Origin of the sequence: Aeromonas sp. S2(2024), assembly GCF_041402505.1 — a bacterium.
In the GTDB taxonomy this organism is placed as follows: Bacteria; Pseudomonadota; Gammaproteobacteria; order Enterobacterales; family Aeromonadaceae; genus Aeromonas; species Aeromonas media.
Genome location: NZ_JBGLRL010000014.1, coordinates 70,248 through 86,096, shown reverse-complemented (window position 1 = coordinate 86,096; position 15,849 = coordinate 70,248). Strand labels below are relative to the sequence as shown.

The following is a 15,849-nucleotide window of genomic DNA, read 5'->3' as shown; positions in this document are numbered from 1 at the left end:
TCAACGGATGCCGCGGGCCTCGCGGATCCACTCCCAGGCCTGCTGGATCTCCTGGGTCTTCTCCTTGGCCATCTCCATCATTTCGGGCGGCAACCCCTTGGCGGCCAGCTTGTCCGGGTGATGCTTGCTCATCTCCTTGCGATAGGCGCGCTTGATATCCTGATCGCTGTCGCTCTCGCTCACCCCGAGCAGTTGGTAGGCATCCTTGAGGCGATCCTGGGAGGGGGCCTCCTGCCGGTATTGCTGCCCTTGTCCACCCTGCTGCTGGCGGTGGAAGAAGTTCATCTGCGCCTCCGCCATCGCCAGGATCCGCGCCAGCTCGATGCGGCTAAAGCCGAGCTCGTCCGCGATGGTCTGCAGGATGGCGCGCTCGTTGGCCTCCACCTTGCCATCGGCAAAGGCGGCCTGCAGCTGCACCTCAAGGAAGAAGCGCAGGATGTCGCGCTGCCCCAGGCTCGCCTGGCGAAACTCCGCCAGGGTTTCGCGCAGCGGGAAGTCGTTCTCCTTGCCCTGGCGGAACGACTCCTGAGCCCGCACCCGCTGCTCGCCGGAGAGTCGCATCCTGTCCATCAGGCTGGAGGCGACCCGGATCTCGTGCTCGGTGACCTGACCGCTCGCCTTGGCGATATGGCCCATGACGGCGAAGGTGGCGTGGAAGAAGACCGCCTGCTGCTGCTGGCTGGGAGCTCGCTGGAACGCCCCCCGAATGCCCATGCCCCGATCGAAGCGGTGGCCGATCCAGAGGCCAAGCAGGGCGCCGAAGATATTGCCGAGCAGAAAACCGAAGAAGGCGCCAAGCACCTTACCCCAAATACGCATGGTTCAAGACCTCGTGATGTTAATGAGTGCCGGCAAGCAGCTGGTCATCCAGCTCCCGCAGCCGATCGACTGTGCCTATGTCCCGCCACTCGCCAGCCAGCAGACTGCCACCGACCCGGCCTTGTGCCATCCAGTCGCGCAGCAGGGGTGCCAGCTTGCGGGCACCGCAAGGCAGGGAGACAAAGGCCGCCGGGTGATAGAGGCCAACGCCGCTGAAGGTGAGGGCTGGCGCGTCCAGCACCCGGCCGTCTTGCAGGGAGAAATCCCCCTGAGGGTGCTGGGGTGGATTGGGCACCAGCCAGAGGTGGGCCAGGTCATCCGCCAACGGCTGATTCACCAGAGCGCCATAATCCGCATCAATCCAGGTATCGCCGTTGATCACCAGAAAGGGCTCGCTGCCGAGCAGTGGCAATGCCTGCACGATGCCGCCCGCAGTCTCGAGCGCACTCTCCTCCGCCGACCACAGGATCTCGACCCCGAACTGGCGGCCATCGCCGAGCGCCTCCACCAGCTTGTGGCCAAGCCAGGCGTGGTTGATGACAAGCTGTGTCACCCCGGCCGCCTTGAGCTTCTCGATGTGGTGGACGATCAGGGGCTTGCCCCCCACCGCCAGCAGCGGCTTGGGCAGCAAGTCGGTGAGCGGGCGCATCCGCTCCCCACGGCCTGCGGCCAGGATCATCGCCTTCATGACGGCTCCCCGGCACGCCGAGCCTCTGCCGCCCGGGCCAGGCCCGGCAGCACAATCCGCTGCAACCAGTCGCCGAAACGGGCCAGCACCGGATGCTCGGCCCCATGTTGATGGCACACATCCACCACGTAGCCCAGGGTACGGGGGATGTCCTTGAGGTAGCCGGACTTGCCGTCGCGATGGTAGAGACGAGTGAAGAGGCCGGCCGCCTTCAGGTGGCGCTGCATGCCGGTCAGATCGGCATACCGGCGGAAAGCGGCATAATCGAGATCGCCCAGCAGACCGGCCTGGCTCAGGGTATCGAAGCCATGGCCCATGTCTTGCTCTATCACGGCATCGGGCCAACGCACGTAACAGTCTTTCAGCAGGGAGACTAGGTCGTAGCTGAGAGGGCCGATGACCATGTCCTGGAAGTCGATGACGGCCAGTTGGCTGTCGTCCGGCGTATCGCCACCACACACCATCAGGTTGCGACTGTGGAAGTCTCTGTGCATCACTCCCTGGGGCTGAGCCAGGTTGCTCTCGGTGAGGCAGGCGAATGTCTCCGCCAGCAAGCCTTGCTCCTCGGCGCTCAGGGTCAGTTGCAGATGATGACCCAGCAGCCACTCGGGGAAGATGGCGTTCTCGCGCGCCATGAAGGCCTCGTCGAAGGGCTCGAGCTCGAGCGCCACCGATCCGAGCCGAGGCAGCAGGGCGATGGCCTTGCCATACCAGGCCAGCACGTTGTCATCGTTCAGGCAGCCGATAAGCTGGGTATCGCCAAGGTCACTGACCGCCAGCAGCCCCTGCTCATAGTCGACCCCCTTGACCTCGGGAGCCAGCAGCCCCACGGCGTGCAGGGCGGCCGCATTGCGAACGAATTCATGATTTTTTTCGGTTTTCGGATTAGCATCCACCCACACCAGGCCACCACCACGGAAGTAGCGGCGGAAACTGGCGTCACCGGAGATCAGGGTCAACTGGAGATTGGCATCACCGGAAATCCGGCGTGCCCATTGCAATAGCAGGGAAGCGCGATCGTGCATGAGTCGGGAACCAAATTGGAAAGCAGCACTTGGCTGTTAGCCCTGGCCGCAATAATGCTTTATCATTGCCGGCTAACATAAAGCAATGACATGCAATGTCAACTCGATGGATCCTGACATAAAATGCATGCCCTGAATCAACCGTTTTTACTACGGATTGCGCGAGCCCTTCACATGACAAAATGGACACTGGGGTGTTCTTATCCCATCGCCCTGACCATCAGCCTTGTTCCTGCCCTGAGCCCGCTCACGGTACAGGCGGCGCCCCTCAACGCGCCACCGGCCACCGGGATCCTCAACAGCCTCTGCTATGACTATGTCCCCAAGATCGAGAAACCCAGCGCGGATCAGGACGCCAATGCCCAGCCCGTCGAAGTGGATGCCGATCGCCTGGAGGCCAAGCAGGGCGGGACCGCCGTCTATGAGGGTGACGTCAAGGTGCGTCAGGGCGTGCGCAAATTTGACTCCGACTATGCCCAGCTTGATCAGAAGAGCCGGGATGTCATTGCCATCGGCAACATCTATTACAACGATGGCCAGATTACTGTCACCAGCGACAAGACCCTCAAATCCAACCTGGACACCAAGAACTCCGAGCTAGAAGAGGGTAAGTATCAGGTTCATGGCTCACCGGTGCGCGGCTTCGCCGAAAAAGTCACCATGACCAACAACAACCAGAACATCACCCTGGAGGGAGCCCAGTACACCACCTGCCCCCCGGGTCAGGAGGCCTGGACCCTGAAGGCCGGCAGCATCGACATCGATCAGTCCGAAGTGTTCGGGGAAGCCTGGAACGCCAGCCTCTGGCTCTATGATTATCCGGTCTTCTATTTCCCCTATATCAACTTCCCCATCAAGGATGAGCGCAAGACCGGTCTGCTCTACCCGGGCTATACCCAAAGCTCCAAGAACGGCATGGACATCACCCAGCCGTTCTACTGGAACATAGCCCCCAACTACGATGCCACCATCACCTCCCGCTTCATGGACAGACGGGGCCTGATGGAGCAGGTCGAGTTCCGCTACATGCCGGATCCGGCCCATGTGGGCACCCTTTATTTCGAAAACCTGGCGGATGACAAGCAGTACGACGAGACGGACAGCCTCAACGATCACCTGTCCGATGGTCACCGCTATCTGCTCAGTGCCCGCCACACCTCCATGTTCATGGACAATGCCATGCGGGTGTCGGTGGACTATACCAAGGTGCGGGATCAGGACTACAACTACTTCAACGACTTCTCCCCCAAAGTGGGGACCCAGGTCGACAACCAGTTGCAGCAATCTCTGAAAGCCGGCTACTACCAGCAGAGCTGGAACCTCAATGCCGAGGTGCGGACCTACCAGATCCTGCTGGCCAGCGCCCAGCAACCCCACGAGCTGATGCCGCGCATCAACCACAACTACTACCAGCAGGGCAACTGGTACGATCTGGCCTGGAACACCGAGCTGACCAACTTCGGCTACAACAACGACCAGGCCATCGAGGAGAACAAGGGTAGCGCCTACACCGGCACCCGGGTCTACACGGCCCCCACCCTGACCATACCGCTCATCGACGAGGCGGGTTACTTCCTCGACAGCCAGTACAAGCTGATGTACACCCGTTACGATCAGACGGTGCCGGATGACATGAGCAGTACCTTCACCAACCGATTCACGCCCCAGGGCGGGGGTGACGTCACCCTGGAGGAGGGCATTATCACCCGGGTGCTGCCCTCGTTCCGCCTCAAGGGCGGCATGACCTTCGAGCGCGACCAGCAGTGGTTCGGGGAAGGGGCCAGCCAGACCCTGGAGCCTGAGTTCCAGTACCTCTATGTGCCCTACAAGGATCAGGACAACATCGGCGTCTACGACTCCACCACCATGCGCCAGGACTATTACAGCCTGTTCAGCGATCGCCGCTTCGCCGGCCTGGACCGCATCAGCGACTCCAACCGGCTCTCTGTTGGCGTTACTACCCGTATCTATGATCCGGCTGGCGATGAACGAATCCGGCTGGCCGTTGCCCAAGCCTTCGACTTCGTGGCGCCCAGGGTCAAGCTCTACGCCAGCGACAACCTGAGCACCAATACCCGCTCGCCACTGTCGTTCGAGGGCGATGCCAAGATCAACGAGCAGTGGTATGCCCATGCCGGGGCGCAATATGATGTGGAGCAACGCCAGATAAGCTCTGCCAACAGCGCCCTGGAGTACCGCCATGAGAAGCTGATCAGTCAGTTGAACCACCGCTTCGTGCGGGACGCCAACTATGACCTCGACCGCAAGGGCGAGGTGACGGATCTCAACCAGATAGGCCTGCTGTTGACCACCCCGCTCAACGATCAGTGGCACCTCTATGGCGGCTACTATCAGGAGCTCGACCAGAACGTCAAAGTTGACCGCAAGGTGGGTCTGAAATATGACTCCTGCTGCTGGAGCATCAACTTCAACCTGGAGTGGGTCAATACGCCGGACAACGTGAACCTGGCCCCGACGTCCGAGCGCAGCCTCGGCATTCAATTTGAAATGAAAGGATTGGGTAGCGTGGGTACCGGCTCCAAGGGTACCTCCCTGGATACCGAAGCACTGCCTTACATTCGTCCGTTTAACCTGCGAGACCAATAACGGGTCTGGCAAACGCCTTGAGAGATGGATATGAAGAAGACGTTGATTTCCCTGCTGACCGCAGGCCTGTTTGGAGTCATGAGCCAGGGCGCCTTCGCCGCGCCCGAGCTGATGGACAAGGTGCTTGCCGTGGTCAACAAGGACGTGGTACTGGCCAGTCAGCAGGAAGCCCTGGTGCAGAAGGTGAAGGCCTCAGCCCAGGAGAGCGGCCAATCCCTGCCCGATGACGTCACCCTGCGCAAGCAGGCGCTGGATCGCCTGATCCAGGAGAGCCTGCAACTGCAACTGGCGGATCGCCAGGGGCTCAAGATCAGTGACACCCAGTTGGAGCAGGCCATCCAGAGCATCGCCGCCGACAACAAGATGACCCTGGATCAACTGCGTGCCCAGCTCGAACGGGAAGGGCTGACCTATGCCCAGTACCGGGAGGAGGTGCGCCGCGAGATCCTGATGAACGAGGTGCGCCGCAGCCAGGTCCGCCGCCGCATCAACATCTCCGAGCAGGAGGTGAAGCAGGTGGTCGAGGCCCTGAGCAAACAGGGTCAGCAACAGACCGAGTACCACGTCGGTCACATCCAGGTTGCCCTGCCTGACAACCCGAATGCCGAGCAGCTCAACGCCGCCAAGGCCAAGATCGAGCGCATCCTGGCCGCGCTGAAAGAGGGGGCGGACTTCCGCAAGCTGGCTATCGCCGAGAGCAACGGTCCCAAGGCCCTGGAAGGGGGAGACTGGGGCTGGATGAGCCCGCAGGAGATGCCGACCCTGATGGCCGAAGCGGTACAGGGTGCCAGCAAGGGTGACATCGTCGGCCCGCTGCGCTCGGGCGCCGGTCTGCACATCGTCAAGATCTTCGACACCAAGGGTCAGCAGCAAGTGATGCAGACCGAGGTGAAGGCGCGCCACATCCTGATCAAGCCCTCCATCATCCTGAGCGAGGAGAAGGCCAAGGGCACCCTGGACGGCATCTTGCACGACATCAAGAGCGGCAAAGCGAGCTTCGCCAGCATGGCGGAGAAGTACTCCGAAGATCCGGGCTCTGCGGTGCAGGGTGGCGAGCTGGGCTGGTCCGATCCCAACGTCTATGTGCCGGAGTTCCGCGACATGGTCAACCGCCTGCAACCGGGTCAGCTCAGCGAGCCCTTCCGCACCACCCACGGCTGGCACATAGTGCAGTTGGAAGATCGCCGCAGCCAGGATGCCACCGGCAAGGCCCAGGAGCAGCGTGCCTATCAGCTGATCTTCAACCGCCGCTTCACCGAAGAGTCCCAGGCTTGGCTGGATGAGCTGCGCGACGAAGCCTACATCCAGATCGAACCCAATTAATGGCCGATGAGCAGATGAACAGCCATCGTCTTGCCATCACCCCGGGTGAGCCCGCCGGCATAGGCCCGGACCTGGTGCTGCAGATAGCCCAGCGGGACTGGCCGCACCAGCTGGTGGTGATCGCCGATCCCGCCCTGCTGCGCGAGCGCGCCGCCCTGCTGGGGCTGCCCATCGAGCTGGAACCCTATGATGCCGCCGCCCCCGTGAGGGGGCAGCGGGCGGGGACCCTGACGGTCTGTCCCGTTCCCCTCGGCGCCCCCGTGGTGCCGGGTGAACTCGACGAGGGCAATGGCGCCTATGTGCTGGCCACCCTGCAGCGTGCCTGTGACGGCAACCTGAGCGGCGAGTTCGCCGCCGTGGTGACCGGCCCGGTGCACAAGGGGATCATCAACCAGGCGGGCGTCTCGTTCAGCGGTCACACCGAATTCTTCGCCCAGCAGTCAGACACCGCCGACGTGGTGATGCTGCTGGCCACCGAAGGGCTGCGGGTGGCGCTGGCGACCACCCACATTCCCCTCGCCTATGTGGCGATGGCCATCACGCAGGAGCGCCTTGGCAAGGTGATCCGCATCCTGGATGCGGATCTCAAGGGAAAATTCGGCATCGAACACCCCAGAATTTACGTCTGCGGCCTCAACCCCCACGCCGGGGAAGGGGGCCATCTCGGCCGTGAAGAGATCGACGTGATCGAACCTGCCCTGGCCGACTTGCGCCAGGAAGGGATCGATCTGGTCGGCCCCTTGCCGGCCGATACCCTGTTCCAAGACAAATACCTCAAGGATGCGGATGCGGTACTCGCCATGTACCACGACCAGGGGCTGCCGGTGCTCAAATACAAGGGCTTTGGCAACTCGGTCAACATCACCCTCGGACTTCCTTTCATCCGTACTTCGGTGGATCACGGCACCGCACTGGATCTGGCAGGCAAGGGCCTGGCAGACTCGGGGAGCCTGATCACCGCGATTAACCACGCCATCCAGATGGTAGAGAAAAAAAGATATGAGCAGTAAGGTGCAGAGCAACAAGGTGCACATGGGCCACACGGCCCGTAAGCGTTTCGGTCAGAACTTCTTGCACGACCGTTATGTGATCGACCAGATCGTCGCCGCCATCAATCCACAGCCGGGTCAGAACCTGGTGGAAATCGGCCCGGGTCTGGCGGCACTGACCGAACCGGTCGCCTCCCAGATGGACAAGATGACGGTGGTCGAGCTTGACCGGGATCTGGCGGCTCGCCTGCGCGAGCACCCGACCCTCAAGGACAAACTGACGGTGATCGAGGCCGACGCCATGCGCTTCGACTTCGGCACCCTGATGGGAGAAGGCAAACCGCCCCTGCGCATCTTCGGCAACCTGCCCTACAACATCTCCACCCCGCTCATCTTCCACCTGTGCGAGTTCGCCGACCGGGTGGAGGACATGCACTTCATGCTGCAAAAGGAAGTGGTATTGCGGATGTGCGCAGGCCCTGGCAGCAAGGCCTATGGCCGCCTGAGCGTCATGGTCCAGTACTACTGCCAGGTGATCCCGGTGCTGGAAGTGGGCCCGGGTGCCTTCAAGCCAGCCCCCAAGGTCGACTCGGCCGTGGTGCGACTGGTGCCACACAAGAACCCGACTATCGTCGCGAAAGACCTCCGCTGCCTGAGCCGGGTCTGCACCGAGGGCTTCGGCCAGCGTCGCAAGACCATCCGCAACAGTTTCTCCAACTTCATCACCGACGCTCAGCTGACCGAGCTTGGCATCGATGGCAACCTGCGTCCGGAGAACCTCTCCCTCGAGCAGTTCGTCATGATCGCCAACTGGCTGGCCGATCAGCAGCAGGCCTGATCCCATGGCATCCACCCGGATAGTGGTGCGCCCGCACCCCAGCTATGTGGCGGGTACCGAGGATCCTTACCATTTTCTCTATCTCATCGAGATAGAGAATCTGGGGCCGGGCAAGGTGCAACTGCTGCATCGGCGCTGGCTCATCACGGATGCCAATGGCAAGATGCTGGAAGTGGAAGGGCCGGGGGTCGTGGGCGAGCAGCCCTTCATCGCCCCCGGCGAGACCTTCAGCTATCAGAGTGGCGTACCGCTCGCCACCCCCTTCGGCGTGATGGAAGGCAGTTATACCCTGCAAGACGAATCGGGGCAGCAATTCGAGGCCCCCATCGCCCCTTTCACACTGGCCGTTCCCAACATTATCAACTGAGGTTTCATGGCGAATTGTTTCGTCGGTGATATCCAGGGCTGTTACGACGATCTGCGCCGTCTGCTGGATCTTGCCGAATTCGACTCCGACAAGGACACGCTCTGGCTGTGTGGCGACCTGGTCGCCCGCGGGCCGGATTCCCTCAACACCCTGCGCTTCGTCAAGTCACTGGGGAGCCACGCCGTGACCGTGCTCGGCAACCACGACCTGCACCTGCTGGCGGTGGCTCATGGGGTCGCCCCTCTCAAGAAGAAAGACAAGCTGCAGGCCCTGATGGAAGCCCCGGATCGGGACGAGCTGCTGGAGTGGCTGCGCCACCGTCCCCTGCTGGCGGAGCATCCGGATCTGCCCATCATGATGATCCATGCCGGACTCTCTCCGGCCTGGGATGCCCACACGGCACGCAGTTGTGCCCGTGAAGTGGAGACGCTGCTGCGCGGCGATCAGTACAGCTGGCTGCTGCACCACATGTATGGCGACCAGCCCGATAGCTGGGACGAGAACCTGCAGGGGATAGAGCGCTACCGCTACATCATCAACACCTTCACCCGGATGCGCTTCTGCTACTTCGATGGCCGGCTCGACTTCAAGTGCAAGAAGGGACCCACAGAGTCCACCCCGGGCCTGCGCCCCTGGTTCGAGCAGCGCGAGCACCACGACGACGACCCCATCCTGGTATTCGGCCACTGGGCGGCACTGATGGGCGCCACCGGCAAGGCGGACATCAAGGGGCTGGACACCGGCTGCGTGTGGGGCAACAGCCTCACCCTCTGGCGCTATGAAGACGATGCCCTGATAGCGACCCCCTGCCCCGCCTATGCCAAGTAAAAAAAAGACGCTGGCGATATAAAGAGGCCCGGCATTGCCGGGCCTCTTCGTTGGTCAGCACGCAGGCTAGAGCCTGCGCCCCAGCCGCTTCTCGACCTGGCGCCGCTCCCATTCGGGCCCGAACAGCCTGAATGGCTGGAACAGGTTGATGGCATGGGACATCAGGCCAAGCCCCCAGCCCAGCATGGGCCACCAGGCCCAGATATAGTCCGGGTTGCTCAGGTAGTTGATGACAAACAGCCCCCCTATCACCAGCACATAGCTGATGAGGTGGCCGTAGAAGCCTTTGAGCCCCTCGACGAACTTCATCGCCTCCCGCTCATCCTTGGCCACCTGCACCGTCCCCTGACTGTCGGTCTCGTTCCCTTTCATCTCGCTCTCCTGCAGTTGCGTCACATCGAGCTCAAAGACGGCGGCCAGGGCCTTGAGGGATTCCAGTCCGGGCTGCTGGCCCTGCTCGATCCGCTGTATGGTGCGGACACTCAGGCCAGTCAGGGTCGCCAACTGATCCTGGGACCACCCCCGTTGCAATCTCAACTTCCTGACGATCATCTCGAACTCCTTGTGGTGATTGACAGGGCCAGCATAGGGCCAGCGCGGCGAGAGGTGACACGACAGAGGGCCGACATAAACCTGACTATCGTTTTAAATCAAAGACTTGAAATATGAACGGGAGGTTCACCCCTGTGCGGACACACACGCTGGTACGCCCGACCAGATTGTCACAGGCTCTGCATCAGACCGGCGGCGATCTCGAAGGAACGCAGCCTGGCCTGATGATCGACGATGGGACCGTTGAACATCAGCTCGTCGGCCCCGGTTTCGGCCAGCAAGGCCTTGAGACCGTGGCGTACCTGATCCGGATCCCCCACCAGAGAGCGGGCCAGGGTCTGCTCCATCGCCATCAGCTCCCGGGGTGACCACTGCTCCCCCAGACTCTCCACCGGCAGCGGCAGCTTGCCGGCATCCCCCCGATAGAGGCGCAGGAACTGCTGCTGAAGCGTGGTGAACAGGAAACGGGCCTCCCGGGTCGTGTCGGCAGCGATCACGTTGATACAGACTACCGCATAAGGTTTGGGCCAGCGCGCGGAAGGGCGGTACTGGGCGCGGTAAATCTCCAGTGCCTGCAACAGCAGACCGGGTGCAAAGTGAGAGGCAAAACCGAACGGCAACCCCATGGCGGCCGCCAGCTGGGCGCTGTAGAGGCTGGAGCCCAGCAACCAGATCGGCACATGCAGCCCTTGGCCAGGTACCGCCTGCACGGCGCCCACCTCGTCACCGAAGTAGCCCATCAGCTCACGCACGTCCGCAGGAAAATCATCCACCTCGCCGCCGCGCTGACGACGCAGCGCCTGCATGGTGCGTTGATCGGTGCCGGGCGCACGGCCGAGACCGAGATCGACCCGATCCGGGTAGAGAGAGGCCAGCGTGCCGAACTGCTCGGCGATCACCAGGGGCGAGTGGTTCGGCAGCATGATGCCGCCGGCCCCCAGCCGCAGGGTGCTGGTGGCGCCGGCCAGATGGCCGATCAGCACGGCGGTGGCGGCACTGGCGATCCCGGGCATGTTGTGGTGCTCCGCCAGCCAGTAGCGGTGGTAGCCCCAGCGCTCGGCATGCCGGGCCAGATCCTGCGAATGACGAAACGACTCGGCCGGCAGGCTACCTTCGGGGACGGGCACCAGATCCAGGACGGAATAGGGAACGACAGGCATGGGACACTCCATTGATTCAAAGGCGATCCATCAGTGGAGCAATGTAGCATGAGATATCTGAATGAATCACGCGACCCGGTTGTCTGTGAGGTACCCCGTCCGTGCCGGCGAGGGTGCGCCCCTGAAGATAGAGGGCCTCTTCCCCCCTCACCTCCTATGCTTTTTGTCATCTTGCGAGCACACTGTTTAGCAGATCATCGCGGGGTGCGCCCGCAGGACAAGGATAGGTCCATGACAAAAACAAGCCTCGGCAGCAAACCCTTTTACGTGCACATTGCCACCCTCTTCATTCTGCTGTTCTCCGTGCTGGGGGGCGCCCTCATCATGTTGCAGTTTCAGCAGGGCATGCAGCAGGGGTTGGCGCACGAGCGACAGAGCTTCCAGCAGTACAGGGAACAGCTCGCGCTTGCCATCAAGTTGAACCAGCGCCCGGCTCGCATGTCGCTCAGCCTGCTGCGCAGTGGCCAGCTGGCCGCCATGACCAGCCTGGAATCCCGTCTCGGCTACCTGCCCCAACTGGCCGAGGTGCTGGCCAACAGCGCCAGCTATGGTGCCATCTATGCCGGTTACGAGAACGGCGACTTCTTCCTGGTGCGCAAGTTGACCGAGCGGGCCAGGGGATTGCTGGACAGGCCACCTCCCGGGAGCCACCTGCTGGTACAGAGCCTGAGTCAGGGCCGGGGAGAGTTCCTCTATTTCGACCAGCGGCTGCGACTGCTGGAGCGGCGGCCCATGCCGGACTACCGCTTCGATCCGCGCGACCGTGGCTGGTACAAGGAGGCGCGCTGGGGCACGGGCATCATAGTGACCCACCCCTATCTCTTCTTCACCACCAGAGAGCCTGGCATGACGCTGGCGGTGGAGAGCGACGATCGCCGGGCGGTGATCGGGCTGGATGCCGGTGTGGAGGGGCTTTCCTCCCTCATCGGCGAGCTGCCTCTGCCCAGCTATTGCCAGCTGGTACTGTTCGACGAAGTCGGAACCCTGCTGACAACGGATCCCAAACGGCTGCCCAGCTTCGATCAACTGAGCCGGCTGCCCATGTTGTCGGCGCTCAAGCAACCCATACTGACCAAGTTGCAACAGGAGATGGCATCCAGACCCACCCTGCTGCACGAGCCAACCGAGCTGACGCTGACTGCCGAGGATGGCCGCGACTGGCTGGTCAACCTCTCCGCCCTCGACGAGGGGTCTCCCTTCTACCTGGCCCTGCTGGTACCGACGGACGAACTCACCGCACCGGCCCGCCACGACGCCCTGCGCAACCTGGTCTGGGCCCTGACGGGTCTGCTGTTGCTGCTGCCCGTCATCTGGCTGGTGGCGAGACGCACCGCCGCCCCCTTGCTGGCGCTGACGCAAGAAGCCGAGCGGATCCAGCACTTCGACTTCGGCGAGAGCGAGCGGCCAGACTCGGCGATCCGCGAGATCGACGATCTCGCCCGCGCCATGTCCAGCATGCGACTGACCCTCGGCAACTTCATGAACATGGGTCTGGCGCTGGCGGCCGAACACCGCTTCGACTCCCTGCTCAGCCGCATCCTGCACGAGACGGTGGCGGCGGCCCAGGCAGAGGGAGGCTGCCTCTATCTGGCCCAGGAGAAGCAGATGAAGGCGGTTCAGGCCATCTGGCAACGGCAGCCCCTGGACTGTGAACAGTTGCACTGGCAGGAGTCCCTGCTCGGCGGCCTCTATCATACCGAGCGACTCAGCCTGCCCCTCAATGCCGAGCAGTGGTCGCACTGCCTGGCCGACTGGGGCCCCTTCCCCGGCCCCCGCCAACTGCTGGCCGAGCCCCTCTACAACCACCGCCAGGAGCTGATCGGCTGCCTGCTGCTGATCTTGCCGGACTGCGCACCACGGGAGCTGGCGTCACGCATCAGCCTCATCGAGGCGCTGGCGGGCATGTCCGCCTCCGCCATCGAGAATCAACGCCTGCTGGAGGAGCAAAAGCAGTTGCTGGAAGCCTTCATCGAGCTTATCGCCGGTGCCATCGACGCCAAGAGTCCCTATACCGGAGGCCACTGCCAGCGCGTGCCCGAACTGACCCGCATGCTGACGGAGGCGGCCTGCGCCCAGCAGCAGGGCCCCTTTGGCGACTTCACCCTCAGCGACGAGGAGTGGGAGGCCATCCATATCGCGAGCTGGCTGCACGACTGCGGCAAGGTCACCACACCAGAGTTCGTGGTGGACAAGGCCACCAAGCTGGAGACCATCTACGACAGGATCCACGAGATCCGCACCCGTTTCGAGGTGCTCAAGCGCGACGCCCATATAGAAGCGCTGGCGGCCCGGCTGCCCGCCTCCGATCGGCAGGCAGCCCTCGAGGCAGTGACCCCGACCTGGCAGATGCTGGATCAGGAGTTCGCCTTCGTCGCCGAGTGCAATCTGGGGGGCGAGTGGATGGCACCGGAAAAACTGGCGCAGCTCGATGCCATCGCCAGCCGTACCTGGCTGCGCACCCTGGATGATCGCCTCGGCGTCAGCCCGGAGGAGCTAAAGCGCCATCCCGGGGAGGCGGCTCCCCTGCCCTGCCGCGAGCCGCTGCTGGCCGACAAGCCGGTGCACCTCATTCCCCGCCCCGCCCACGACAACCTGACCAGGCACAATCCCTGGGGCTTCAAGGTGCGGGTGCCCACCCATCTCTACAACCGGGGGGAGCATTACAACCTCGCCATCGGCCGTGGCACCCTCACCGAGGAGGAGCGCTACAAGATCAACGATCACATCATCCAGACCATCCGCATGCTGGAGAAGCTCCCCTTTCCCCGTCACCTGCGCAAGGTGCCGGAGATCGCAGGGGGCCACCACGAGCGGATGGACGGCACCGGCTACCCACGCCAGTTACAGGGTGAGCAGATGAGCATTCCCGCCCGCATCATGGCCATCGCCGACATCTTTGAGGCCCTGACCGCGAGCGATCGTCCCTACAAATCGGGCAAGACGGTCTCCCAGTCCCTGACCATCATGCAGAAGATGGTGCAGGAGCAACACATAGACCCGGCACTGTTCACCCTGTTCATCGACAGCGGGGTCTGGCGGGACTATGCCCTGCGCTTCCTCGCCCCCGAGCAGCTGGACGAGGCGGCCTGCCAGGCCCTGCTGGCGGAACCGCATTAGCCGCTATCCGCCGAGCGCCCATAAAAAAACGGTCAACCGAAGTTGACCGTTTTTTTATCTCCAGGCTGCCCCTTAGAACAGCAGGTGCGCCACACCGGCGATCACCGGCAGTGTCACCAGGGTACGCAGCAGGAAGATGACGAACAGCTCCCACAGCTTGACCGGGATCTTGCTGCCCAGCAGCAGGGCGCCCACTTCCGACATATAGATGAGCTGGGTCACCGACATGGCGGCGATCACGAAGCGGGTGATGTCACTCTCTATGGTCGAGGCCAGCACCGCCGGGATGAACATGTCAGCGAAACCCACCATGATGGTCTTGGACGCCGCTTCGGCTTCCGGCAGTTGCAGCAGCTCCAGCAAGGGAACGAAGGGCGCACCCAGCCAGTTGAAGATAGGGGTGTGCTCGGCCAGCATCAGGGCACAGGTCCCGATCGCCATCACCACCGGCAACACGCCGAACACCATATCCAGGGCATTCTTCACCCCTTCCCGCGCCACGGCGCCGAGGTCCGTCATGCTGTCGGCCTTGGTCAGGGCACGCTGATAGCCATAACTCAGCACGCTGTGCTGGTGGGGGATAGCCTCCTGCTTGCGGCACAGGGGAGTACCGTCGCTGTAGACATCCTTCTTCCAGGAGAGCGGCGGCAAGCGCGGCACGACGATGGCCGCCACCACGCCGGCCAGGCAGACGGTCAGGTAGAAGGGAACGAACATGTGTTCCAGCTTCACCTGGGAGATCACCACCAGACAGAAGGTGATGGAGACCGCAGAGAAGGTGGTACCGATGACGGCGGCTTCACGCTGGGTGTAGAACTTGCCCTCATACTGCTTGCTGGTAAGCAGGATGCCGACACTGCCATCCCCGAGCCAGGAGGCGAAGCAATCCACTGCGGAGCGACCAGGCAAGCGGAACACAGGGCGCATGATGCGGGTCATCATGGTGCCGACAAACTCCAGCAGACCGAAGTCCAGCAGCAGCGGCAGCAGCAAGCCAGCGAAGATGAAGACGGAGAACAGTACCGGCAGCAGATCGTGCAGCACCAGGCCGCCGGTCGCCCCGGAACGCAGCACTTCGGGACCGGCCTCGAAGAAGGTCAACAGCACGAAGAGGCCCCCCAGTACCCGCACGCAGGCCCAGAAGGGGGAGACGTTGAACAGGCTGTTGAGGAAGGGGCGACGCACCAGGATCGCCGGCTTGAACAACCAGGCGATCAAGGTCATCAGCATGGTTGTAGTAATGATGGCGCTGACCATGGCCACCAGATAGTCGGCGAACACCGTCTGTACCAGCTTCGCCAGCACGGCGACGGGGATGGTGACATTGCCGTCATAGATGACCGGGGTCATGAACAGCAGGATCCCGATGAGCGACGGGATCAAAAACATCAGCACATTGCGGCGAGTATGGATCGCCGGTGCCTGCAGGGTCTTTTCCAACATGATAGACAGCCTTAAATGTGACTTTTCCTTCAGCCAGGCCGCCTGCATATTCATGCCCTCGCCCGGCAAACGGGCGCAAGAATAACCCAAAAA

The 15,849-nt window shown here is 62.6% G+C and carries 13 protein-coding genes; 7 read left to right on the top strand and 6 right to left on the bottom strand.

Going from position 1 to position 15,849, the window contains the following annotated elements; translation table 11 throughout:
* The 3 genes from djlA to ACB039_RS14695 are packed head-to-tail and all read right to left on the bottom strand — an operon-like array spanning position 1 to position 2,532.
* Positions 1-819: a co-chaperone DjlA gene (gene djlA / locus ACB039_RS14705; protein WP_005327208.1), complete on the bottom strand. Its 819-nt coding sequence runs from the start codon at positions 817-819 to the stop codon at positions 1-3.
* A gap of 19 nt (positions 820-838) precedes the next feature.
* Positions 839-1,507, bottom strand: a complete 669-nt coding sequence (gene murU / locus ACB039_RS14700; protein ID WP_041206335.1) for an N-acetylmuramate alpha-1-phosphate uridylyltransferase MurU — start codon at positions 1,505-1,507, stop codon at positions 839-841.
* Positions 1,504-2,532: an aminoglycoside phosphotransferase family protein gene (locus ACB039_RS14695; protein ID WP_371165936.1), complete on the bottom strand. Its 1,029-nt coding sequence runs from the start codon at positions 2,530-2,532 to the stop codon at positions 1,504-1,506. The genes murU and ACB039_RS14695 overlap by 4 nt, the downstream gene beginning before the upstream one ends.
* Before the next feature lie 174 nt (positions 2,533-2,706).
* Between ACB039_RS14695 and lptD the strand changes: the two genes are divergently transcribed.
* The 6 genes from lptD to ACB039_RS14665 are packed head-to-tail and all read left to right on the top strand — an operon-like array spanning position 2,707 to position 9,484.
* Positions 2,707-5,139: an LPS assembly protein LptD gene (lptD, locus tag ACB039_RS14690; RefSeq protein ID WP_182786258.1), complete on the top strand. Its 2,433-nt coding sequence runs from the start codon at positions 2,707-2,709 to the stop codon at positions 5,137-5,139.
* 30 nt (positions 5,140-5,169) lie between these two features.
* A complete protein-coding gene (gene surA / locus ACB039_RS14685; protein WP_043130437.1) occupies positions 5,170-6,462 on the top strand; it encodes a peptidylprolyl isomerase SurA in 1,293 nt (430 codons plus the stop codon).
* Between the two features lie 14 nt (positions 6,463-6,476).
* Positions 6,477-7,472, top strand: coding sequence for a 4-hydroxythreonine-4-phosphate dehydrogenase PdxA (gene pdxA / locus ACB039_RS14680; protein ID WP_043130574.1), 996 nt, complete (start codon positions 6,477-6,479; stop codon positions 7,470-7,472).
* Entirely contained in the window at positions 7,462-8,289 is an 828-nt protein-coding gene (gene rsmA, locus ACB039_RS14675) for a 16S rRNA (adenine(1518)-N(6)/adenine(1519)-N(6))-dimethyltransferase RsmA (RefSeq protein WP_043130439.1), read from the top strand. Before pdxA ends, rsmA begins: the two co-directional genes overlap by 11 nt.
* Before the next feature lie 4 nt (positions 8,290-8,293).
* On the top strand, positions 8,294-8,656 hold the full coding sequence (apaG, locus tag ACB039_RS14670; protein WP_171272523.1) for a Co2+/Mg2+ efflux protein ApaG: 363 nt from the start codon (positions 8,294-8,296) through the stop codon (positions 8,654-8,656).
* Positions 8,657-8,662: 6 nt separating this feature from the next.
* Positions 8,663-9,484: a symmetrical bis(5'-nucleosyl)-tetraphosphatase gene (locus ACB039_RS14665; protein WP_317841417.1), complete on the top strand. Its 822-nt coding sequence runs from the start codon at positions 8,663-8,665 to the stop codon at positions 9,482-9,484.
* A 66-nt stretch (positions 9,485-9,550) separates the two neighbouring features.
* Here the strand turns inward: ACB039_RS14665 and ACB039_RS14660 are convergent, their stop codons facing one another.
* The gene (locus tag ACB039_RS14660) at positions 9,551-10,036 is read right to left on the bottom strand and encodes a 2TM domain-containing protein (RefSeq protein ID WP_371165935.1); all 486 of its coding nucleotides are present in this window, start codon (positions 10,034-10,036) and stop codon (positions 9,551-9,553) included.
* 170 nt (positions 10,037-10,206) lie between these two features.
* A complete protein-coding gene (locus ACB039_RS14655) occupies positions 10,207-11,196 on the bottom strand; it encodes a luciferase-like monooxygenase (protein WP_371165934.1) in 990 nt (329 codons plus the stop codon).
* Positions 11,197-11,427: 231 nt separating this feature from the next.
* Between ACB039_RS14655 and ACB039_RS14650 the strand changes: the two genes are divergently transcribed.
* The gene (locus ACB039_RS14650) at positions 11,428-14,313 is read left to right on the top strand and encodes an HD domain-containing phosphohydrolase (protein ID WP_371165933.1); all 2,886 of its coding nucleotides are present in this window, start codon (positions 11,428-11,430) and stop codon (positions 14,311-14,313) included.
* Positions 14,314-14,385: 72 nt separating this feature from the next.
* Here ACB039_RS14650 and ACB039_RS14645 read toward each other — a convergent pair whose 3' ends face one another.
* The gene (locus tag ACB039_RS14645) at positions 14,386-15,756 is read right to left on the bottom strand and encodes a YjiH family protein (protein WP_043130455.1); all 1,371 of its coding nucleotides are present in this window, start codon (positions 15,754-15,756) and stop codon (positions 14,386-14,388) included.
* Positions 15,757-15,849: the final 93 nt, after the last annotated feature.